Annotated in this window: 17 protein-coding genes; 15 read left to right on the top strand and 2 right to left on the bottom strand. The window is 34.0% G+C overall.

Features of this window, described 5'->3' with window-relative positions; genetic code table 11:
• The first annotated feature begins 110 nt into the window (after positions 1 to 110).
• From ABFR62_05385 to ABFR62_05320, 14 genes are all read left to right on the top strand, one after another.
• On the top strand, positions 111 to 866 hold the full coding sequence (locus ABFR62_05385) for an aminotransferase (GenBank protein MEN8137847.1): 756 nt from the start codon (positions 111 to 113) through the stop codon (positions 864 to 866).
• A gap of 143 nt (positions 867 to 1009) precedes the next feature.
• The gene (locus ABFR62_05380; GenBank protein ID MEN8137846.1) at positions 1010 to 2059 is read left to right on the top strand and encodes an N-acetylneuraminate synthase family protein; all 1050 of its coding nucleotides are present in this window, start codon (positions 1010 to 1012) and stop codon (positions 2057 to 2059) included.
• On the top strand, positions 2046 to 2558 hold the full coding sequence (locus tag ABFR62_05375; protein MEN8137845.1) for an HAD-IIIA family hydrolase: 513 nt from the start codon (positions 2046 to 2048) through the stop codon (positions 2556 to 2558). The genes ABFR62_05380 and ABFR62_05375 overlap by 14 nt, the downstream gene beginning before the upstream one ends.
• 2 nt (positions 2559 to 2560) lie before the next feature.
• The gene (locus ABFR62_05370; protein MEN8137844.1) at positions 2561 to 3913 is read left to right on the top strand and encodes a hypothetical protein; all 1353 of its coding nucleotides are present in this window, start codon (positions 2561 to 2563) and stop codon (positions 3911 to 3913) included.
• Positions 3914 to 3922: 9 nt separating this feature from the next.
• Positions 3923 to 5377, top strand: coding sequence for a polysaccharide biosynthesis C-terminal domain-containing protein (locus ABFR62_05365; protein MEN8137843.1), 1455 nt, complete (start codon positions 3923 to 3925; stop codon positions 5375 to 5377).
• A gap of 1 nt (position 5378) precedes the next feature.
• Positions 5379 to 6389 carry an iron-containing alcohol dehydrogenase gene (locus tag ABFR62_05360; protein ID MEN8137842.1) on the top strand — a complete coding sequence of 337 codons (1011 nt, stop codon included), beginning with the start codon at positions 5379 to 5381 and terminating at the stop codon, positions 6387 to 6389.
• A 487-nt stretch (positions 6390 to 6876) separates the two neighbouring features.
• Positions 6877 to 8076, top strand: coding sequence for a LamG domain-containing protein (locus tag ABFR62_05355; protein MEN8137841.1), 1200 nt, complete (start codon positions 6877 to 6879; stop codon positions 8074 to 8076).
• A 161-nt stretch (positions 8077 to 8237) separates the two neighbouring features.
• On the top strand, positions 8238 to 9701 hold the full coding sequence (gene guaB, locus ABFR62_05350; protein ID MEN8137840.1) for an IMP dehydrogenase: 1464 nt from the start codon (positions 8238 to 8240) through the stop codon (positions 9699 to 9701).
• A gap of 695 nt (positions 9702 to 10396) precedes the next feature.
• Positions 10397 to 12361, top strand: a complete 1965-nt coding sequence (locus tag ABFR62_05345) for a peptidylprolyl isomerase (protein MEN8137839.1) — start codon at positions 10397 to 10399, stop codon at positions 12359 to 12361.
• The gene (locus ABFR62_05340; GenBank protein ID MEN8137838.1) at positions 12361 to 13221 is read left to right on the top strand and encodes a hypothetical protein; all 861 of its coding nucleotides are present in this window, start codon (positions 12361 to 12363) and stop codon (positions 13219 to 13221) included. The genes ABFR62_05345 and ABFR62_05340 overlap by 1 nt, the downstream gene beginning before the upstream one ends.
• 15 nt (positions 13222 to 13236) lie before the next feature.
• Positions 13237 to 14595: a peptidylprolyl isomerase gene (locus ABFR62_05335; GenBank protein MEN8137837.1), complete on the top strand. Its 1359-nt coding sequence runs from the start codon at positions 13237 to 13239 to the stop codon at positions 14593 to 14595.
• 374 nt (positions 14596 to 14969) lie between these two features.
• Positions 14970 to 15923 carry an AAA family ATPase gene (locus tag ABFR62_05330; protein ID MEN8137836.1) on the top strand — a complete coding sequence of 318 codons (954 nt, stop codon included), beginning with the start codon at positions 14970 to 14972 and terminating at the stop codon, positions 15921 to 15923.
• Between the two features lie 235 nt (positions 15924 to 16158).
• Positions 16159 to 17565: a hypothetical protein gene (locus ABFR62_05325; GenBank protein MEN8137835.1), complete on the top strand. Its 1407-nt coding sequence runs from the start codon at positions 16159 to 16161 to the stop codon at positions 17563 to 17565.
• 154 nt (positions 17566 to 17719) lie between these two features.
• Positions 17720 to 19078 (top strand): FAD-dependent oxidoreductase, encoded by a 1359-nt coding sequence (locus tag ABFR62_05320; protein MEN8137834.1) that lies wholly within the window; start codon positions 17720 to 17722, stop codon positions 19076 to 19078.
• 286 nt (positions 19079 to 19364) lie between these two features.
• Here ABFR62_05320 and ABFR62_05315 read toward each other — a convergent pair whose 3' ends face one another.
• Positions 19365 to 21233, bottom strand: a complete 1869-nt coding sequence (locus ABFR62_05315) for an ABC-F family ATP-binding cassette domain-containing protein (protein ID MEN8137833.1) — start codon at positions 21231 to 21233, stop codon at positions 19365 to 19367.
• A gap of 404 nt (positions 21234 to 21637) precedes the next feature.
• Here ABFR62_05315 and ABFR62_05310 point away from each other — a divergent pair, with 404 nt between their 5' ends.
• On the top strand, positions 21638 to 23047 hold the full coding sequence (locus tag ABFR62_05310) for a glutamate synthase-related protein (protein ID MEN8137832.1): 1410 nt from the start codon (positions 21638 to 21640) through the stop codon (positions 23045 to 23047).
• Between the two features lie 237 nt (positions 23048 to 23284).
• Here ABFR62_05310 and ABFR62_05305 read toward each other — a convergent pair.
• Positions 23285 to 24323: hypothetical protein (locus ABFR62_05305; GenBank protein ID MEN8137831.1), on the bottom strand; the 1039-nt coding region annotated here is incomplete at its 5' end.

Below are 24323 nucleotides of genomic sequence, written 5' to 3'. Positions count from 1 at the left end.
TGCATTTGAAGTGCTTTCGGCCAAAGAATCAGATTTTGACATGGATTTGTACGGAAAAGGTAGTGTTGGAGAAGTGATTTGTGGTGAAATTTTAAAGTTATGTAAATAGTATGAGTGCAGCAATTGTGATACAAGCCCGTACAGGATCGAGCAGACTGCCTGAGAAAATGATATTACCATTTATTGAAAATATTGGTGTATTCGAGATTGTAGTAAAAAGGATAGCGGACAGATATAAAAATGAACCAGTGTATTTAGCAACAACGAGTAATATTAATGATGATGTTTTAGTTGGAATAGCACAGAAATATGGTTTAAATGTATATAGAGGAAGTGAAGATAATGTGTTAAGTCGTTTTACCGGTATTTCTGAAAAACATAATTATGATTCGTTGATAAGAGTTTGTGCCGACAATCCGTTTTTGGAAACAGAACATATTGGTAAGTTGATAGAAGAAGGAAGAAAAAACCCTGATGTGGACTATATTAGTTTTGCTTTCCCCGATGGTACACCAACTATAAAGTCACATTTGGGTTTATTTACAGAATATGTAAAATCATCAGCATTAAAAAGAGTAGAAGATTGTACCGAAGAGAAGTTGTATTTGGAACATGTTACGAACTATGTATATTCTCACAATGATTCTTTTTCCATAAAGTTATTGCCTTTGCCCGAAAATTTGCAGAGCAGAAAAGATATCAGATTAACGCTTGATACTAAAGAAGATTTCGAAGTACATAAACAAATATGGAAAGAAACAGAGCAAAGTTCAGTAATAGACATCGATAAAATTTTGAATTTTATTGATAATAATTCGGATATTGCAGAAAGAATGAAAATTCAGATTGAGGAAAATTCAAAATAAAATGAGCATGATAAAATTTTAACAATTTTGACCATAGGGAATGTTAAAATTTTGTCTTGCTAATCTGCCTACCAAAGGCAGGCACCATCCCTGCCCGCAATACGCAGTCAGGCAGGTGACCAAAACATACAAATTATTAACAGATGAATAAGGAAAATCATACATATATAATTGGAGAGATCGGACAGAACCATAATGGTTCGGTCGATATTGCCAAATTGATCATGGATATAGTTGCCAGACCTGTTGAAGATCAGCTTTTTGGTGAGAATCTGGCACCAATCGATGCTGTTAAACTTACCAAAAGAGACTTAAAAGAGGAGCTGACAAATTCGGCTATGAATAAAGTATATAACTCTCCTCATTCTTTTGGAAAAACTTATGGAGAACATCGTGAATATTTGGAACTGAACGATGAGGAGCATTTTGAACTCTATAAATATGCGAAGTCTTATGGTTTGGATTTTGTTGAAACACTTACGGCAAAAGGAACATTATCGCTACTTAAATTATTTACTCCCGATAAGTTAAAAGTTGCGTCGCGTGACTTAACTAACATTCCTCTATTGGAATCGATGGCGGAAACTAAAATACCAATAATTCTGTCAACAGGAATGGGGGGTAAAAAAGAGATTGACGATGCGTTAAACAGTATTACAAAGTATCATTCTGATATTGCAATTTTGCACTGTTTGTCGGAGTATCCAGCAAAATATCAAAATCTAAATTTAAAATCGATACAGTTTTTGCTTGAAAACTATCCTGAATATGCTATAGGTTATTCCGATCACTCAATTGGAATATCTGTTCCTGTTGCAGCCGTTGCTATGGGGGCAAGGATAATTGAAAAGCATATTACGATCGATAGAAAATTGAAAGGTACCGATCAGGCCGGTTCACTTGGGGTTGACGGAACCTGGAGAATGGTTAGGGATATCCGAAATATAGAACATGCTTTGGGCGAGAAAAGAATATTTGTTGCTGACAGTGTTGAAAGTGCAAGAGTGAAATTGGAAAGATCTATTGCAAGTATAAGAGATCTAAATGAAGGAGAAATATTATCAGAAAAGGATTTTCATATGCTTAGTCCGGGAGATGGATTTAAGTGGAGTGATAGAGATAAACTGATAGGGAAAACACTTGTAAATAGTATTAGTAAAAACGAAATTATCTATCCAAATGATGTCAAATAACAAATTGCCAAAATTAGTTTTAACCGATATTGATGGTGTATGGACCGATGGAGGTATGTACTATGATCAAAGTGGTAATGAGTGGAAGAAATTCAACACATCGGATAGTGCAGGTGTTTTATTTTGTAAAAAAATGAATATTCCCGTTGGAATTATTACCGGTGAGGACACTGAAATAGTACAAAGACGAGCCGATAAATTAAAGGTTGATTATCTTTTTTTAGGTGTAAAAAATAAGTTGTCGGTGGTAGAAGAACTGAGAAAACAGTTGAATTTATCATGGGAAGATATAGCCTATATCGGGGATGATTTAAACGATTTACAAGTCTTAAAAAAAGTTGGAATTGCCGGAGTTCCGAGTGATGCAGCAAATTATATTAGGAAGCATACTTCTATTGATTTATATAAAAAAGGAGGTGAAGGTGTTTTTAGAGAGTTTGTAGAAACCGTATTAGGTGAAGATATTGTATCAGATCTAATAGAAAAACATTTTTCATAATAATGAACCAGCTTTCAAAAATCGAAGAGGAAAATCTCAATCTTTCTGATATCAGGATAAACGGTGAGGAAATATGGATGTTTTTGAGAGTGAGATATTATTTTTATTTCCTGGGTAAAAAACAAAAGTGGAAATCCGGAAAACGTGGTAATATCAAAAAGAAATTACATTACCTCTCAACACTTTTCTACGGTTTTAAAAACTGGTTCAAAAAATACGATTACATTATATTCAGCGATTCTTCCCAGAGAAAATTAATAGATGGGCAATATCAGGATAAATTGGCTGAATATTTGTCGAAAGAACTTGAAGGTGAAAGTCTTTTTGTTGAATTGCCCAATCTTCATCATGAAAATATCAAAGAGATAAGTTCCAGACATATTGTATCCCGTATTCCACTAATTACAGTTGTTAATCTGTTGATGTTTTTTCTTCCAAAATATAAACATGGTCGGGTTGATGAAATTCAGTCAAGGTATAATATAGAAGCAGGTTATTCTAAATGGCTTCAGGAGTTTTTTGGAGGGATAAAGGTTTACAAATTGTTTTTCAGAATATATAGGCCTAAAGCTGTTGTTGTGAGTAATTATTATTACAATATTGATGTTGTTATAGCTGCAAAGAAATATGGTATAAAAGTTATTGAGACCCAACATGGAGTAATTGGAGAATCACATTTTGCATTTAATATTAATCAGGAGTTTTCGAGGAGATATTTTCCTGATATAATGCTAATGTTTGGAGATGACGATAAAGAGGTAATAGATGAGGGCGGCAAAGTTCTCAGCCCATATTCAGTCGGACATTATTATCTTGATTATATAAATAATAAGTATGATCTATCTGAAAAATGGTTGGGCAGGTTGTCAAAATTTAAACTTAGTATAGCTGTTTCTCTGCAACTTGAAAGCGGGAAGGAGATTTTGGATTTTATAGCAAAGATTGCAGCAAAGAGGTCTGAATATATTTTTTTAATAGCCATGCGTCAGGATTTTCAACGAAATCTTATCGAAAATATTCCCGATAATGTTATTTTTCCTGATGATTTGGATTGTTATCAAATTGTGAAACACTGTGATATACATTCAAGTGTATATTCAACGTGCGTTCAGGAGTCACTTGCTTTGGGGAAATATAATGTTTTGATAAATTTAGATAATGCAGCCTCAAAATATTATTCAAAACTAAATTATACATCTATTGTAAGTGATAAGATTTTGGATGACTATATTAGTGCCCTGGATACTTATGAAGCTGTAAGTCCTGAGATTATTCAAAATTCTATGAAGTCGTATGTTGAACCAAACTACATGGGAAATATTAAAGAATTAGTAAAAGCAGGAGTTTTTAATTAAGGTTAATAGATGGGAGTTGTAATAAATCAGTCACTTAAAAACTTAATTTGGACCTATATCGGGTTTGCAATTGGTGCCTTAAATACTTTGGTTCTGTACCAAAGATTTATGGATACTGAATATTTTGGACTTGTTAATGTATTGCTTTCAGGTGCGATGATATTTTATCCGCTATTGTCGTTTGGTATGGGACCTTCAATAATCCGATTTTTTTCATATAAGGAGTTTGCAGAAAATAAAGGGAGACTTTTATTTTTCACATTGACATTGCCACTTTTGGTTATTATAGTTTTTGGAAGTGTTTTTTATATTTTTCTTCCTTTTATTAATGATAATATTTCAGAAGAAAGTGCATTACTTCGCAACTATAGTCATTATATATTTTACTTTGCTGCTATTGTAGCTTATTTCGAAGTGTTTTATTCTTATTCTAAAATTAATCTGAAATCAGTTTTTGGAAATTTTTTAAAGGAGATATTTGCACGATTCTTTGTTTCAGTATTATTAGTGCTAATGTATTTTGAATTAATTAATGATGCAGAGTTTATAGTATTATTACTTCTTGTATATCTTGTTCGAACTATCATAATGGGAGTTTATTCTTTTAGGAATTTTCACTTTGAAATAGAGTATAAGTTGCCTGAAAACTATAGGTTGATATTGAATTATGCCTTTTATATTATTATTACTTCCTCTATCGGATATTTGATGATCGAGATAGATAAATTGATGGTCGCTCAATATATTGATTTATCAAATGTGGCATATTATGCTGTTGCGACATTTATTGGTATTGTAGTGGCAGTACCCGGTAGGGCAATGCAACAAATATTGGCACCTTTGATGGCCTCTGCCGTTGTTCAGTCAAAATGGGATGAAGTAGAAAAGTTGTATAAAAAAAGTTCTATAAATTTATTTGTTGTTTCCGGATTAATTTTTTTACTGATAACGGTTAATTCTAACAGCTTATTTTCTTTATTAAGCGAGAAGTATCAGGGAGGAGAAACAGTTGTTTTATTTATAGCTGTTGGAAAATTATTTATGATGCTCATGGGCAGTAATAATTCCATTGTATCTAATTCAAAGTACTACCGCTATGATATGTTTTTTGGAGTTTTATTAATTGTGATTTCTATAGGCTTAAATATTATTCTTATTCCGGTATTAGGTATAAACGGGGCGGCATTGGCAACTGCATTGACAATTATAATTTATAATTCATTGCGTTTGGGATTTGTTTATAATAAGTTCAAAATGCAACCATTTACGTATAAAACCCTATTAATGTTTTTTGTAATACTAATACTGTATTTTGCATTCGATTATTTTCCTGATTTTTTTAATCCTTTTATTCAAATTATTGTAGTTTCTGCATTAATATCACTGATATATTTATTGCTTGTTATGTTTATAAAGCCTTCAGTAGATATTGATAATATCATAAAAAAATATATTAAAATCTAACATGCAAATTGAAAGAGGGGATGGTGTTGCAGAAAGATTAATATGCTTGTTGGCAACAAAATTCAAAAACAATAGATTAATAATTATTACGGGGCAAGATAATTCTTATGAAATAGCAGAGGAATTTGCTTCAAAAATATCAAATGACTATCAACTGCTTAGGGCAATTGATAGTCCTTCTTTTATTGATAAATTAAAGAGAGATATACTTGACGATGATGTTGTAATATCTATAGGAGGGGGGAAGGTAATTGATATCTCGAAAGAAGTTGCATTTCACAGTAAGGCAGTTTTGATTGCATTACCTACAGTATTATCAAACGATGGTTTGGCTAATGGCCTGGTAGTAATAAAATCAGTAAACGATTCTAAAAGTATATATCGCAAAGCAGTTGACTATCTTTTTGTTGATTTTGATATAATATCAAATTCACCGGATATCTATATTAAGTCGGCAATAGGAGATGTTTTTTCAAATTATTCAGCGTTGAACGACTGGATGTTGGATGGTGATGATGAATATGTAAAGGAGACAGTAGAGTTAAGTTTGCAAAAAATAAAAGATGTCGATTTTAGCAATATTGATAATACTTTGGATGCGATTATTTATTCCGGAAAATCAGTTGAATATTTAAAAAACAGCTCTGCAATCAGTGGTAGTGAACACTTAATTTTACATAGTTTAGAAATACTTTTTCCTGATAAGATGGTAAACCATGGTATAGCCGTGGCAAGTATTTCATTATTTACTATGTTTCTCCAACAAAAACTTGAAGCGCATCATGTGGAATTTATTTTCGCAATGCAAATCCCTGCAAGTTTTTTATCATTATATCCTCTTGTGGAAACTCAATATGAAGAGTTGTTTCGTCTTGCTAAAAGTTATCGACAACACAGAAAAACAGTACTCAATAGTTATTCTGATTTTGAGTTAAGAAGACAGTTGAACTTATTTATTAATAAAGTGGATAGTTTTGATAAAAAAATAAATCTTTATAATCAAATTATTTAACTCCATAGAAAACTATTCTATGGAGTTTTTTTATATAATGTAATATTTATTTTATCAAAATATTATATTTGGATTCGTATAAAATATACTTCGAATTAGTAGCTTGGTTATCCACATGAAGTCCCTGCGGTTAATAAATTTAATACCAACCGAAGTATGAATAATACCAATTGGATAATGAGACGCGCTGTTAGCTTTGAAGTATAATTCTTTTTTACGAGTTTAAAATTTATTGCATAGCCCAGTTACGGAATAAATTTTAAGCGAAGTAAAAATGGATTAGACAAAAAAGATATAGCGCATTTCATTGTTTATTTGGTATAAAATAAGGTCGTCCAGTAGGAGGCTTAAAAATTAATACAAATGAAAGAGCATGACAAAATCAATTTGTCTTCCCCAAGCCTAAAGGAAGCAAATTAATTTTGACATACAGGTGGATGATTATTATTGCGAGTTACATCTACCCGAAATATAAAACTTGAAATAGATGAAAAGAGAGATAATGTTTGTTTTCTTTATTTATTCAATTTTATCTTGTCAAGATGAAGGTAAAGTTGGAGGGATAGGAAATTTTGTAATAAAAATAGATCAAACAGTATTAAATAGCTCTGTGTTAATAGATAATATTGAATCTGCTATTATCACAGTTGAGGATGAATCAGGGTTGAGTGTTTTTGATTCCGAAGAAATAATATTGAGTGGCGAAGATAAGTTTCGTGCAAGTAAGGTATTCAAACTAAAGCAGGGAAATTATTCGCTGCGTAAGTTTTTATTGAAAAATAAATATGGAGAAGTTGTTTTTGCATCACCCCGGAGAGGTTCAGAAAAGGCTCAGATAGTTAAAAAGCCTTTAAATTTAAACTTTAGGATTCTTCCGGAAAAAGAAACGATTTTATCGCCTGATGTTATTTCTACCAGAGCTGCTACTTCAAAAGAATTCGGATATTTGGATACCACCTTCGACCTCATTGAGAATTTGGTGGTGTATTATCCTTTTGACGGATCAGTAAGTGACTATAGCGGAAATAATAACCATGCAATCGACTATAGTAATAAAATATATGTAGATGGGGTATTAGGGCAGGCACATAATTTTAACGGTAGTTCAGATTATCTGCAACTGATGAATACAGTTGATGCTACCAATGGTTTGACAGTCTCTTTTTGGATATATTCAAGAGGAACAGATGGTTTTCAAAACAATGGCTGTGTATTGTCAAAATACAATATGACCGGAAGTAGAGGTTTCTTGATTAATACTTTTGGAACATGGTCAGACAAGTATAGAAATGAACTGTCGGGGCATTTTTATAGTAATCCTGAAACAAGTGATTATAGAGATTGTACCTTTTCCGGGATAAAAAATGAAGGTGAAATTCCTATAAATCTTATTCCGGCCGCATATAAGTTTGTAAATCCAAGGGAAATAGAATTAAATAAATGGACTCATTGTGTTATTAATGTAACTGATGTTGAGGTTCAGGCATGGATTGACGGTGAGCTTACAGTCTCCAAAACAAGAGAATATATAAAATATAATGATGATGCCTTAACACCAACCGTTGTTGGAACAATTTTATTTGGAGGTAAAGGGACAAATAATTTTTTAAACGGTTATTTAGATGAGTTACGCATATATAACCGTCCCTTAACCGAGAATGAGATTGCGACATTGGCAGCTAAGTAAACAAAATATTATATAATTTATAACTCCAAAGTATAATTCCTTTGGAGTTATTTAATTTTACAGGATGTTTTAGGATGTTTTCAAAAAACACAAAAATCACCTTTGATTTTATAAAATTTCACTAAATTTGCACGCAATTTAATAACATTAATTGCACCTCGATGTCAGATCAAAAAATTGTTGGAGAAGGATTAACGTACGACGATGTACTATTAGTTCCTGCGTATTCGCAAATATTACCACGCGAAGTTTCTATCAAAACTAAATTCACTAAAAATATTTCGCTAAATACGCCTGTTATCTCGGCTGCTATGGATACTGTTACAGAATCCGATATGGCAATTGCTATGGCACGCGAAGGAGGAATTGGTGTTATCCATAAAAACATGACAATTGAACGTCAGGCCGCTTTGATCAGAAAAGTGAAAAGATCAGAGTCAGGTATGATCATCGATCCTGTAACTTTAGGCATGGATGCTGTTGTTGGTGATGCTCAAAATTTGATGAGAGAGCACCGTATCGGAGGTATTCCCGTTATTAATGAAGAAGGGAAATTAGCCGGTATTGTGACTAACAGGGATTTGCGTTTCGAAAAGGATAACGACAGACCGGTTGTTGAAGTTATGACTTCTGAAAATCTCGTAACTACAGGAGTAGGTACATCTTTAAATGAAGCCGAAAAAATACTACAGAAAAATAAAATTGAAAAATTGCCTGTTGTTGATGGTGATAACAGTTTGGTAGGCTTGATTACTTTCCGCGATATTACTAAAGTTCAGGTAAAACCAAATGCGAATAAGGATCAATATGGCCGTTTGCGTGTTGCTGCTGCTTTAGGTGTTACCTACGATTCAGTCGATAGAGCGAAGGCCCTTGCAGAGGAAGGAGTTGATGCTGTAGTAATTGATACTGCCCACGGACATACTAAAGGTGTGGTTGAAATCTTAAAGGCAGTTAAAGAGGCAGTTCCTCAGGTAGATGTAGTTGTTGGAAATATAGCTACTGCTTCTGCGGCTAAGTATTTGGTAGAAGCTGGTGCTGATGCTGTAAAAGTAGGTATTGGCCCGGGGTCAATTTGTACTACCCGTATCGTTGCAGGAGTAGGTTACCCACAACTTTCTGCTATTATTGAAGTTTCAGAAGCTCTTAAGGGTACTGGTATTCCGGTTATTGCCGATGGAGGTATTCGTTATACAGGCGATATTCCTAAGGCTATTGCAGCAGGAAGTGATTCAGTTATGCTGGGTTCTCTGTTGGCAGGAACAAAAGAAGCACCGGGAGAAACTATTATCTTCGAAGGTCGTAAGTTTAAAACTTACCGCGGAATGGGCTCTGTAGAGGCTATGCAAAAAGGATCTAAAGACCGTTATTTCCAGGATGTTGAAGACGATATCAAGAAACTGGTTCCTGAAGGAATTGTTGGTCGTGTGGCATACAAAGGAGAGCTAAACGAGTCTATGCACCAGTTTGTAGGCGGACTAAGAGCAGGTATGGGATATTGTGGCGCCGGAGATATCGAAACTCTGAAAGAAGCACAATTCGTTAGAATTACATCTTCGGGTATGGCAGAATCTCACCCTCATGATATTACTATTACAAATGAGGCACCTAATTATTCCAGATAACTTTATACGAATAATTTTTTAATATAAATATGCGAGGGTTTTACTTAGGGTGAGACCCTCGTTTTTTATTAGGTATTATTTATTTTGGCTGGCTTAACCTGCCTACCTGAGGGTAGTCAGGTAAACTGGCTATCCGTTATAGTTTTTTGTCGTAAAGTTGTTCAGCTAATGCCATAGAGGAGCTCCTGTGGTCGCTCTCATTGGCAAAGCTTCTCAAACTTTACGAAAAAAAAGCTGTCACTGCTATCCATGCCAGTAAACAATTCAATTATTCCTCTCGCTTCTGAGTGCGATAGAAGAATCTATTTCATATAATTTATAGAATTAAGAAAATAACGCCCTGCTCAAAATTAATGCCAATTGAATTTTAAAATGCTCATTATAATTCGAAATGTAATTCAGTTAGACGAATTAAAAATTCTTTGCATAGCAGAGCTACGGAAATAATTATTAATAAAGTATAACTGGATTAGATAAAGAATGATATGGGCATTTTGATGTTTATTTGGTATAAGCTCCCGTTTACATTAAGTGATCAGACAAAAAAACTTTCTTTTTTAATTCTCAATAATTCTTCTATTTTTGTCTGTTTTCAATAAAAAATGAGATGAAACAGCCTATTGTAAAAAGAACTTCAAAATTTCTAAATTTAATTATGGCTTTTACATCTGACTAAAACTCGTAACTATATGTACATGAATAAAATAACTCTTTCACTTTTAACTTTAGTAGTTAGTGCAAATTCTCTTTTTGCTCAAAATTTATCAGACACCACACTTTTAACGATCAACGATGAGAACGTAAAAGTATCGGAATTTGTGGAAGTATACGAAAAGAACCTCGATTTGGTTCAGGATCCTGAACAAAAGAAAATAGATAATTACCTTCCTCTGTTTACTGCTTATAAAGCAAAATTGATACAGGCAAGAGAACTGGGATTAGATACCTTGAAAATTTATCAAGATGAGCTGGAAGGTTACAGGAAAGACCTTGCTGCTCCTTATTTTAAAGATCCTAAAGAGGAAGAATTATTATTGAAAGAGGCTTATGAGAGATCGAAATATGATCTTAATGTTTCTCATATTTTACTTTTACTGAAAGAAGATGCAAGTGATTCGGATACCCTAAAGGCTTATAAAAAGTTAATTTCTATTAGAAAAGAAATTGAAACAGGAAAAATTTCTTTTGCCGATGCAGCTAAGAAATATTCTGAAGGTCCGTCAGCAAAAACCAATGGGGAACTGAGCTGGATGTCGGTTTTTAGAATGGTTTATCCTTTTGAGTCGGGAGCTTACAATACTCAGGTAGGGGAAGTAAGTATGCCGGTTAGAAGTTCTTTTGGTTATCACTTAATAAAGGTGAACGACAAACGTCCTTCAAAAGGAAAAGTACAGATAGCTCATGTTATCAAGCTGAATGCTCGTGAGGGAAATAAGGATAGCGTGGATGTAGCAAATAAAGAATTGATTGATACTGTTTATGCACAATTATTGGAAGGAAAAGAATTTGAAATGATGGCCCGTCAGTATTCCGATGATAAACGCAGTGCAATGAACGGTGGTGTTCTTCCTGTTTTAGGTGCAGGACAATTGCTTCCGGAAATGGAGAAAGAAGCTTTTACCCTGGGCGAAGGAGAGATTTCAAAACCTTTTAAAACTAAATTTGGCTGGCATATAGTAAAAGTACTTAAAAAGTTTCCGGTGGGTTCATATGAAGACTCTAAAGAGGAATTGTCTAAAAAACTGGCGAAAGATAACAGATCTATGTATATCGAGAAATCGGTTTTAGATCATTTGCATACAAAGTATACTGTAGAAGAAAACAATAAACTGTTTGAAGCTGTCGAGAAAGAGATTGGAGCCGATTACTTAAATAGAAATTGGAAATATAGTGGCTCAGGTAAATCTGGATATGTTCTTAATATTGAAGGAAGAAAAATTTCTGCTTCAGACTATATTGAATACCTGGAGAAAAATCCGGTTAATGGTCGAAATAAATATTCTCTTGATTATGTAATTACAAATAAAAGAAAGGCTTTTATCGATTCTGAACTGTTAAGCTACTATGATGATAATTTGGAAAAAGAGTTTCCTGAATTTAAAGCCGTGATGACAAATTATCGCGAAGGTATTTTGATTTATAATTTGATGAATCAGAAAATATGGGAGAAATCACAGACAGATAGTCTTGGATTGGCAAAATACTACGACGATAATAAGGAAAAATATCTTTGGCCCGAAAGAGCTGATTTAGTGTTGGTAAAATGTTTTGAAAAAAAGAATGCAGATAAAGTCCGCAAATATTTGAAGAGAGGTAAATCACAGGAGTATATCAAGAAAAAGCTTAATAAAGATTCTCAGGTAGGTGTTACTTTTCAATCCGGACTTGTAACTTCAGAAAATGAGATTTTGCCTGAAAACTTCGAATGGAAAGAAGGAGTTTCAAAAATATATAAGAAAGGTGAAAGAGATTACGTTATAATAGACATAAAACAATTCGTAAAACCACAAATAAAGACGTTGGAAGAAGCTGAAAACAATGTTAGATCTGATTATCAGGTTTACCTGGAAAACCTTTGGAAAGAAGAGTTAATAAACAGCTATAAAGTAATTGTTGATGAAAATGTTCTTAGCGAATTAAGAAAAAAATATAATCAATAGTGATAAAAACAGTACAATTATTATTCGTTCTGGGAGTTTTAACAGTATTAAACTCTTGCTCCGGTAACTTCGATGCAGAAAAGGGAAAGGCAGTAGCCCGTGTTGGGAAATACTACTTATACGAAAGTGATATAGAGAAGTTAATTAAAAATGATGTTTCGGATATTGACAGTACAATTATCGTTGAAGCTTATATCAACCGTTGGGCACGAAAAAAAGTTGTACTTGAGAAAGCTCAGTTAAATTTGTCAGACGAAGAAACTAATTTTAACAGGTTACTCGAAGAGTACCACGAAGGCTTAATAACTAATGCATATCGTTCTAAACTTGTAGCTCAGTACTTGGATACAATAATTAAACCATCCGAAATAAAGGAGTTCTATGATTTGAATAAGAGTACATTTTTATTGAATCAGGATTTAGTAATGCTTAAATACGCTGATTTTCCATCCGGTGTTACAAATATGAAACATATCGTAAAACTGTTTAAAAGTGATGACAGAGACGATATTTCTGAATTGGAGGAATTATGTTATCAATATTCAAACAGGTTTGGTATTAGCGATTCAACCTGGGTGCCCTTACACGAATTAAAGTCAGGCATGCCCGAGCTGAGAAAAGTCAGAACTAAAGAATTGTTAAAAAAAGATAATTTTATTGAAATACAAGATTCATTAAACTTATATTTGACGCGTATATTGAATGTACGAATGAAAAGGGAAATTGCTCCTGTATCGTATGTTGAGCGAAGAATAAAAAACATCATTCTTAATAAACGTAAACTTAGCTTAATAAGGGAGATGGAAGAGCAGATATTGAAAGATGCCATTAAAAATGAAGAGTTTGAAACTTTTAAATAAATCGAAAATCTAAATATGCATATCAAACGAGTAATAATATTATTTATCGGGATACTAATAAGTAATGTTTCTGTTTCACAGGAGAAACATGTGATTGATGGAGTAGCAGCAGTAATTGGGAAAAATGTAATATTGAATTCTGATATTCAGAAAGGAATAATGCAGTATAAGGCCCAGGGAGTAAGTGTTGAATCTGGAATGGAATGTCAGATATTGGAGGATTTGATGATTGAGAAGTTGTTGATTCATCAGGCTGTAATCGACTCTGTAGAAGTCTCAGACGATGAAGTGTTGGGTAGCGTGGAGCAACGTATGCAGATGCTTATTGGACGAGTTGGATCGATGAAGGAGTTGGAAAAATTTTACAATAAAACAGAGGATGAACTTAGAGATGAAATGTTTGATATATTGAAAGATCAACTTTTGGCTCAAAGAATGCAGCAGGAGATAATTATGGATGTAGATATTACTCCTGAAGAGGTTAGAACATTTTTTAATAGTATTCCTGCCGCTGAGCTACCCGAATTTGGCACAGAGGTGGTAATGGCTCATATTGTTAAAAAACCGATATTGAGTAAAGAAACAAAGGATGAGACTATTAAAAAGCTAAATGATATCAGAACAGATATCTTAGATAATGGTTCAAGTTTTAAAACTAAAGCTATTTTGTATTCAGAAGATCCTGGTTCTTCAGGTAAAGGAGGAGCGTATTATGGCGTTAGAAAAGGTCAGTTTGTAAAACCTTTTGAAGAAAATGCTTTTAACCTTCAGGAAGGTGAAATTTCTGAACCTTTTGAAACAGAATTTGGTTTTCATATTGTTCAGCTTTTAAAGAGAAAAGGTGAGGAATTGGATTTAAGACATATTCTTATTAAACCGGTTGTAAAAGCTGAGGACCTTGAAGAAACTCAAATATCACTAGACTCTGTTAGGGCAAAAGTTGTTCGTGAAGAAATTAGTTTTTCTGAAGCTGCCAAAGAGTTTTCAGACGATGAAACAACTAAGTTTAATGATGGGGTAATGATTAACCCAAGAACTCAGGAAGGACATTTTGAATTAAACCATCTGGAGCGTGAGATTTATTTTAGAGTTGAAGGATTGAAAATAGGGGAAATAAGTGAGGTTATTTATCAGGAAACGGAAAAGGGAGATAAAGAATTCTCTATTATTAAGTTATTAGACCGAATTGCTCCTCATACAGCCGATTTCTCTAAGGATTATCAAAAAATAAAACAAATGGCTTTAGCAGAGAAGAAAAATAGAATCTCTGAAGAATGGATAGCAAGTCATTTGGCTAAAGCTTATATAAGAATTGGTGAAAAGTATGATACATGTAGCTTTAAGAATGCGTGGAAAGAAAATCAGCACCAATAGGCGAAAATAATTTCATCATAATAAAAAAACTGCTTATCTGTTTATTCGGGTAAGCAGTTTTTTTTATATTTAGTAATATTTTAGTCCAAAGCATTTTGCGAGTTTTCTCGAGAGGGCCAAAGTTTAGTAGTTATACCAATTAAATTTCAGAAACCTTTTGGTTCAGCGCAGCTAATGCTCTGTTAGATTTGAAATATAATTTTTTTTTACAAGTTTCAAATTTATTGCATAGCAGGGCTATGGAAGAAATTTTAAATGATGTAAAAATGGATTAGATGAAAAATATACGGTGCATTTTGATGTTTATTTGGTATTATTAGTAAAATGTAACAGGAATGTATTAACAGTCATAAATCCAAAATCATAAATCTAAAATGTCTGACGTAGAAGTAGTAAAAAGTTTAGTTGAAAAGTTTGATCTTCTTAAAAAAGAGATAAATAAGGTTATTGTCGGTCAGGATGAAGCTGTAGAACATATTTTAATATCTATTCTTTCGGGGGGACATTCGTTATTGGTAGGTGTACCGGGATTGGCAAAAACACTCCTGATAAATACATTAGCAAGGGCTATCGGTTTAGATTTTAACAGAATACAGTTTACTCCCGATTTGATGCCTTCAGATATCATTGGTACGGAAATTTTGGATGAGAATAGAGCTTTTAAGTTTATAAAAGGTCCGGTATTCGCCAATGTGATTTTAGCGGATGAGATTAACAGAACACCTCCTAAAACTCAGGCTGCTTTACTCGAGGCTATGCAGGAGAAGAGTGTTACTGCATCGGGAACACATTTCGAACTCGACGAACCTTTTTTCGTTCTGGCTACCCAAAATCCTATAGAACAGGAGGGAACCTATCCTCTTCCCGAAGCGCAGTTAGACAGGTTTATGTTTTCTATATTTCTTGATTATCCGAGTTATGAAGAGGAAATTGAAATAGTAAAACGTACAACTACAAATCCTGATTTTGAAATTAAGACTGTAATTTCTAAGGAAGAAATATTAATATTTCAAAATATTATCAGAAAAGTTCCTGTAGTGGATAATGTTATAGAGTATGCAGTAAGTTTAGTTTCCAAAACCCGCCCTAATACGGAACTCTCTCCCGAAATTGTAAATAAATATTTAGACTGGGGAGCAGGTCCGAGAGCATCCCAAAATATTATTCTGGGAGCAAAGGTTCATTCTGTTTTAAATGGCAAATATTCACCGGATATAGAAGATGTAAAAAAGGTTGCTCCCGGAATATTAAGGCATCGGATTGTGAGAAACTATAAGGCGGAAGCAGAAGGAGTTACAGAAAATACTATTATAGAAAACCTGTTGTAAAACAGCTTTTATGTTTTGTGTATTGATTAATTTCAATATGTGATAAATGTCATTGATGTATATCAAATCATTTGTTGATTTGATTGTATGGTAAAAAGGCTTAATCATTATATGTAAAATCTACTTTTGGATCACCAACACATTTAATAATAAGTTTAAGTAATCATTATTTAATACCTCAATAATATAGGTGTGTGGTTATTATTTTGCGTATTGAAATTCAAATCTAACAATTATGAGAATAATTTATGCTATTTTTTTTGGTGTACTGTTTTTAAGTGCCAATCAAATAAGTGCTCAGGAAAAAAAAGAATCAACTAAAACAGATGATTTCAGGAAAATTGCCGGAAAAGGTATAAAGATAAATCTTACGGAGTCCGGATCTTCATTTATAAAACTTACTGCAGGAATTCAGTTTTGGTATAGAAATGCAGAGTTGAATCCCGGAACAATAGATGTTCAATCGGGTCAGGAAATTTCAAATTTTCAGGAATTAGCAACGCGTAGAGCCAGAATAAAATCTTTGACAAATATCGAAGACAGGTTTTATTTCTTTATGCACTTCGGGTCTACTAATGATGCATATACTAATACCCTTTATAAAGGAATGTTTTTCCACGATATTTGGGGTAAATTAAGAATAGCAAAGAACACATATATTGGAGGTGGATTACATATGTGGAGCGGTTTATCGCGTTACACAATGCAGGGTGGTTTAATGCAAATAACACTGGATTTTCCTGTAACAAACTTTCCTAATGTTAATGTAACAAACCAGTTAAACAGAAATTATGGTGTGTTTTTACAGGGTAGGCTAAGCAATTTCGATTATGTCTTTTCGGTAAATCAGCTGATGATGCCGGGAGTATCTAAATTTTTGTATAGCGACAAGGATGCTATAGATGAAATAAATTCAGGAGAACCTGCTACCGGTAAAACTAAAGCAGTATTGAAGCCGGGGGTTGCATTTAACCGCAGATTAAACGGATTTAACTACAAAGGATATGTTTCATATTCATTCTTCAATAAAGAAAGTCTGGTAGTGCCGTTTAAGTCAATGACATACTTAGGAAAGAAAGGTAAAATATTAAATATTGGAGCAGGTTTCAATTATGCTCCAAATGCTGCCGGAGTAGTAGAGACGGTTGGTGCTACAGAAGTTAAAACTTACGATCAGCTTGTATGGAGTACCGATGTATTCTTCGAAACTCCATTGGCAAATAAAAGTGCCTTTAACCTATATGCGGCTTATTACAACGCAAATTATGGCCCGAAATATTTAAAGAAAGTTGCTGTAATGGGACAATTGGTAAAAGGTGGAACTACGCTAAACGGTCCCGGAATAACCGGGTTTAACTTCGGAACCGGAGATATGGCTTATGCTTCCGTAGGTTATTTACTTCCAAAAAGTCTGATTCCCGGAAAAAATGGAATTCAACCTTTTTATTCAACAACATATAAGAATTTTGATGGTTTAAAACAATCTTCATTGCAACATGATTTTGGAGTTAACTACCTTATTGTAGGTAATAGAGTGAAGTTGACTGCTCAATATTCTACACGCCCTGTTTACAGCAAAGACGAAAAAACAGTTTCAGAAAACAAGGGAACTTTCTTAATGCAAATGCAGTTTAGAATTTAATACATAGTATAAAATATCTTTTTTATCATTTAATCCGTGTATCTGTGGCTAAAAGCTACAGGTCGCGGATTTTTTTCGAAGTATTTTTCCTACTTTTGCAAACGGAAAGGATGGGGTGTTTTTGCCCTTGTTTGAGAATAAAGTTTGGGAAAATATGAAGTACACAGATGTATTAATAATAGGAGGAAGTGCAGCCGGAGCAGCGGCAGCATCGACTGCAAAAAGCCAAAACCCTGATAAAAAGGTTTCTTTGGTAAGAAAAGAAAAGCATGTAATGGTTCCTTGTGGAATTCCATATATTTTTGGATCTCTTGATGACAGTTCAAAAAATATTATGCCTGATATGGGGCTTGAAAAAGCCGGAGTTGATATTGTAGTTGATGAAGTTGTTTCGATAGATGAAAATGAGAAAAACTGTCAGCTAAAATCGGGGGAAGTTGTATTTTTTGATAAGCTTATTATTGCAACCGGTTCAAAACCAAGAGTACCAAATTGGCTTGAAGGTAAAGAACTTGATAATGTATATTATATATATAAGAACAAGGTTTATCTTGATAAGTTTAATAAGAAGCTGAAAGATCTTAATAAAATAGTAGTTATCGGTGGTGGTTTTATCGGTGTAGAAATGTCTGACGAGTTGAAAAAAGCCGGAAAGGATGTTACACTGGTAGAGATGCAAAAAACAATTTTATCTCTCGCTTTTGATGAGCATGTTGCTTTAGAGGTAGAGAAAATTGTAAAAGAGGAAGGGATTAACCTTATTACAGGTAACGGAATCAAGAAAATTATTGGTAATGACGGAAAAGTATCGGCAGTTGAACTGCAAAACGGGGAGATACTTGAAGCCGATGCAGTAATTTTATCTACCGGATATGCACCGAATACAGAACTTGCAGAATCTATAAATCTAAGATTAAACCGTAAAGGATTTATTAAAGTAGACGAATACATGCGTACGGAAATAGCCGATATTTTTGCCGTAGGAGATTGTGCCGAAAAAATAGATTTCTTTACCAGAAAAAGCTCAGGTGCAATGCTTGCATCTATTGCAACGGCTGAAGCAAGAGTTGCTTCGATGAACCTCTATAAGTTATCTACGTTAAAAACAATAAGTGGAACAATAACGATTTTTGCAACATCGATGAATGGTAAAGGTTTTGGTTCTGCAGGTTTGACAGAGTCTCAGGCTGTAGCCGAAGGATTTAATGTTGTTACAGGTACTTTTGAGGGGGCTGACAAACACCCGGGAACTTTACCGGGAACATCAAAGCAGCTTATTAAACTGATTGTTTCGAGAGAAACCGGTATTATTCTCGGAGGAGAGGTAATAGGTGGAATGAGCGCCGGAGAACTTACAAATATTATCGGTTTCATTATTCAAAACCGTATGACATTAAATGCTCTGCTTACAGCACAAATTGGAACACATCCGTTATTGACGGGGTCGCCTGTTAAATATTCACTTATTAAAGCAGCCGAGGAAGTTGTTAGAAATATGAATTCTTTGAGGTAAATAAAAAATTTTAAATATATTCCAAAAAGCCATAAAACACTGATGTTTTATGGCTTTTTTATTTAATAGGAACTATTGGAACTATTGGAACTATTAAAGTTTCTAGAGGTGATGTAAGGTGTCTTTACTTTGATTTTCAAAGAGATAGCTATGGTTTAAGGTTGGATGTTAGAGGTGTGCCCTGAGTGTAGCACAGAGGAGTCGAAGGGTGTAATCTTCACTTAGATAGTACTTCGACCGACTCAAACAGCAACTAGCAACTAGCAACCAGTAACCAGCAAAAAAATCACCCCTCAGTCTTCATAGAAAGCTCAAGCCAGCGTTCTTCTTTTTCTTCAATACTGGAGTTTAATTCTCCCAATTCAATCGATAATTCAGAAATTTGATCGCTGGAAACTTCTCCACTTTCGAAAAGTGAATTTATTTCTTCTTTACGTGCTTCCAGCTTTTCTATTTCTTTTTCCAGTTGTTTAAACTCTTTTTGTTCGTTGTACGAAAGTTTTACGCTTCTTTTTACTTCCTTTTTTCCTTTAGCTTCTTTAGGAGTTTTTTTATAGGATGATTCTTTTTGTTCGAGTTTCTGATACTCTCTGTAATCACTGTAATTACCGGGGAAGTCTCTTGTTTTACCTTCACCTTCGAACACAAAGAGGTGATCGATAATTTTATCCATAAAATATCTGTCGTGACTTACAACAACCAGTACTCCGGGAAATTCCTGAAGGAAATCTTCCAGAACATTTAATGTTAGAATATCTAAGTCGTTTGTAGGCTCATCAAGTATCAGAAAGTTTGGGTTGCCCATTAAAATTGTACATAAGTACAGGCGTCTTTTTTCACCACCGCTCAATTTTTCTATGAAATCGTACTGTTGTTTTCTGTCGAATAAAAATCGTTCGAGTAGCTGAGCGGCTGTAATTTTTTGACCTTTTGCAAGAGGAATAGCCTCTGCAATGTCTTTTACGGCATCTATTACTTTAGCACCCTCTTTAAATTTCATTCCTTCCTGACGGTAAAAACCAAATTTCACCGTTTCACCTACGACAATCTTCCCTGCATCAATTTCTTTACTTCCCGTAATGATATCCAGGAAGGTAGATTTTCCAACACCATTTTTTCCGACAATGCCAATTCTTTCTGCTCTCTTGAATGTATAGTCGAATTTATCGAGGATTTTCAGTTCCTTGAAAGCCATAGAAACGTTGTGCATTTCCAGAATCTTACTTCCCAGGCGTTGCATGTTTATCTGGAGTTTCATTACTCTTTCATCGAACCTTTTTGAGGCTTTCTGCTTTAGTTCGTGAAAAGCATCTACTCTGGCTTTCGATTTGGTACCTCTGGCTTTGGGCTGCCTGCGGATCCAATCGAGCTCTTTAACCATCAGGTTTTTTGCCTTGCTTGTTTCAGATTGGACTATAGCCTCCCGTTCTGCCTTTTTTTCCAGGAAGTATGAGTAATTACCTGTGTATTTGTATAAAGTGTTGTTGTCCAGTTCGAGAATTTCATTACATACCCTGTCGAGGAAGTATCGGTCGTGAGTAACCATGAAAAGTGTTAGCTTTTCTTTAATGAGAAATTCTTCAAGCCATTCAACCATCCCCAGATCCAGGTGGTTTGTAGGCTCATCCATGATTAGAAAATCGGGCTTCATCATTAAAACCCTTGCAAGAGCAACACGTTTTTGCTGCCCTCCCGAAAGTTTTTTTATAGGTAAATCGAGCTTGTCAATTTTTAATTTACTAAGTGTCTGCTGTATGAAAACCTCGTAATCCCATGCACTGTCTCTGTCCATGGCATCGATTGCTTCCTGCATCTGATCGGCCATATCGGGGTTAGAAATTACTTTTTCGTAATGCCTGATAGTGTCCATTACCGGATTATCGGCCGAGTAAATTACTTCTTCAACAGTTGATTCCTGATCTAAAACCGGTTCCTGTTCCAGATATGCAACTTTTAAGCCCTTTCTGTAAACTACCTGTCCGGTATCGGGACTGTCTTTTTGAGTGATAATATTAATAAGACTGGATTTTCCGGTTCCGTTTTTTGCAATAAATGCAACTTTTTTCCCCTGGTTAATTCCAAAGTTAATGTCCTCAAAAAGTGTTCTTACACCAAATGATTTAGAAATATTTTCTACTGAAAGGTAATTTATCATAGAATAATTAAATTTTGGCAAAGATATGGAATTGAGAGTTTGTTGAAAGGTATTGTGTATCATAATTCTAAAAATCCCACAAAGAAACAAACTTTGCGTCTTAGGGGCTTTGTATGGAATACTTAGCAAGTATCATATATAGTCCTAACCTTGAAACACTTATTTATAGTCATGTGGAAAAGTAAAAGAAATATTGTTTATTCAGAATTGGAACATCTGTTTTTTTTTGTGAGAACTGTAACTAAATTATTACTATATCCCCTGTAGCTTTAAGTATACAATTATGTAATGTTGGGATAAAAATAAGTTCAAAAACAAATATTATAAAAATATAGATTTGTTAAATAAAAAATAGAGTAACTTACAATTTGCTAAAAAATGGTGTTTATTTAACTTGATAAGACATGGCTGAATATATTTGTCAAGCTTGTGGGTTTGAATATAGTGAGAGTAAAGAAGGAACTAAATGGAGCGATTTACCTGACGACTGGGTTTGCCCGGATTGTGGTGTTGACAAATCTTTTTTCGAAAAAAAAGAAGCCCTTTCTTCCTCAACTCAGAATGAGGATAATCAAAATGTTTCCAAAGATAATTACTTAGATAAATGGTCTAAGACATCGGATAAATATGAGGAATATTTAAGCGATATTCATCAAATTTCAAAAACCGGCAAGTCAATAATGGAGCCTATGAAAACAACTAAAACTGTTGTTTCATGGAATGACATTCTTATTAAAGGAGCTCAATTGGCTAAGATTCCAATAAATGACAATGTTGATATTAATACAAAAACTATTATTGGCAAAAATGCAAAACACCCGTTGGTGATTGATACGCCAATAATTATAAGCCACATGTCGTTTGGTGCCCTGTCAAAAGAATTCAAGATTGCATTGGCTAAAGGAAGTGCAAGTGTTAATACTGTAATATGTTCCGGAGAAGGAGGTATTCTCCCGGATGAACTTGCAAATGCATATAAATATATTTTTGAATATATCCCTAATAAGTATAGCTTAACAGACAACAATCTAAAAAAGGTTGATGCAATAGAAATAAAAATTGGTCAGTCGGCAAAACCCGGAATGGGTGGACATTTGCCCGGCAATAAAGTTACCGGTGAAATTGCTGAAATAAGGGGGCGTGAGGCAGGTAAAGACATTCACAGTCCATCTTCTTACGAAGATATCAGAAACAAAGAAGAGCTAAAGAGTAAAGTTGACTGGCTTCGCAATAAATCGGAAGGAAAGCCTATAGGAGTAAAGATTGCAGCAGGAAATATAGAACAGGATCTTGAGGTTATTATTTATGCAAACCCTGATTTTATTACAATTGACGGTAGAGGAGGGGCTACAGGTTCCGCTCCAAAATTTATTAAGGACAATACATCTGTACCAACGTTATTTGCACTCTACAGAGCAAGTATGTTTTTGAAAAAACATAAGCGGACAGATATATCACTTATTATAACAGGAGGGCTGAGGATATCACCCGATTTTACAAAAGCCATTGCCCTAGGTGCATCGGCTGTTGCAATTGCAACTTCGGCAATGATTGCCGGAGGTTGCCAGCAATACAGGATATGTAATACCGGTAAATGTCCGGTTGGAATTGCAACTCAGGATCCTGAACTGAGAAAACGTATTGATATTGATAAATCATCCAAAAGAATAGAGAATTTCTTAAGTGTAAGCACTAAAGAACTTGAAGTATTTGCCCGAATAACGGGCAATTATGATATTCATAATTTGTCCATTGATGATTTATGTACAACAAACTATGAAATATCGGAAAAAACTTCAATAATGCATGTTTAGATATATTTTCTACTGAAAGGTAATTTATCATAGAGTAATTAAATTTCGGCAAAAATATGGAATTGAGTATTTGTTTAGAGCTATTGTCAGTCTTAATTATTCACTAATACCTGCATTATTGTAGGCTAAATCTTAATGTAGCTAAGTTAATATATATTGATTTTTCGAATGATTAATAATCGTTTACAAATAATTATTTATGTATTTACGCCAAGGGTTATTTCACAATATTTTGTTTTAGTACCCGGGATATTTACCCGTCAAATTCATTTTTTCCAATATTGCAATAAATCTTGGATGGGAGTGTAAAGGCTTGAAATCTATTATGTATCCTACACTGGTAGAGATTTTTTTTTCTTCACACAATTGTTCCAATAAGTCCAGGGCTTTATCATATTCGCCAATACAGCTGTATATTTGGGCATGTAAATAAATGTCACCAGGAGCATGTTCAATCCACGATCTAAATAACCCGTCAAAACCCGAAGCCTTATAAACACTGTCTATTTCCTCCGAAGAATTAAAACTTTTTATCTGAAGATTATATTTTTTGAATTTTTCAAGTGCTTCCAACTCCATGCCAGCAAAATAATATATGTTAAAATCCAAACCCGCAAGCCAGGGGTGATCTTTAATCAAATCATGACACTGTTGACTTCCTTTGAGCGCTTCTTCGAAATTACCTTGATTAAAATATGATTTGGCGCTTTGGTATTTAATAACAAATGAAAGAGGATCGAGTTCTAGTGCTGTGTTAATATGTTTTCTGGCCTCTTGGTGCCTGCAAAGTATTCTCAGAAGTTCTGCATAGTACTGGTGTGCAGTCGGGTAATTAGGGTCAAGTTCTATCGCTTTCAGAAATTCTTTTTCAGCCTTTTCCCATTCATGGTCATTGTAGGTGTAGATGCTTCCTAAAACAGTATGGACCATTGCGAGGTTTTCATCAAATTCTAAGGCTTTTTGTGTTAATTCTACGGTTTTATCTCTCAATTTATTCCTGTTTTCTGATGATCCCTGTATAGATATAAGGTGGTATGTGTCTGCCATTCCGGCATATGCAAGTCCATATGTCGAGTCTTTTTGAATGGCTTTTTCATAATAGTAAATACTTTTATTATAATTTTCAAGTGTACGTTTATTCCAGAAATGTCGACCTAATAAATAGTAGTTATAGGCTTCAAGATTTTTTGTTGGTACTTTTTCAATCTTTTTTATTTCTGCAGGAGTAAGTGTAATTTTTAATTCTGCTGCTATTTCTCTCGCAATCTCACTTTCC

The sequence above is a fragment of the Bacteroidota bacterium genome, from assembly GCA_039714315.1.
Taxonomy (GTDB): domain Bacteria; phylum Bacteroidota; class Bacteroidia; order Flavobacteriales; family JADGDT01; genus JADGDT01.
Note: the sequence above shows the minus strand (reverse complement) of the source record. Positions and strands in the feature narration are given on the sequence as shown.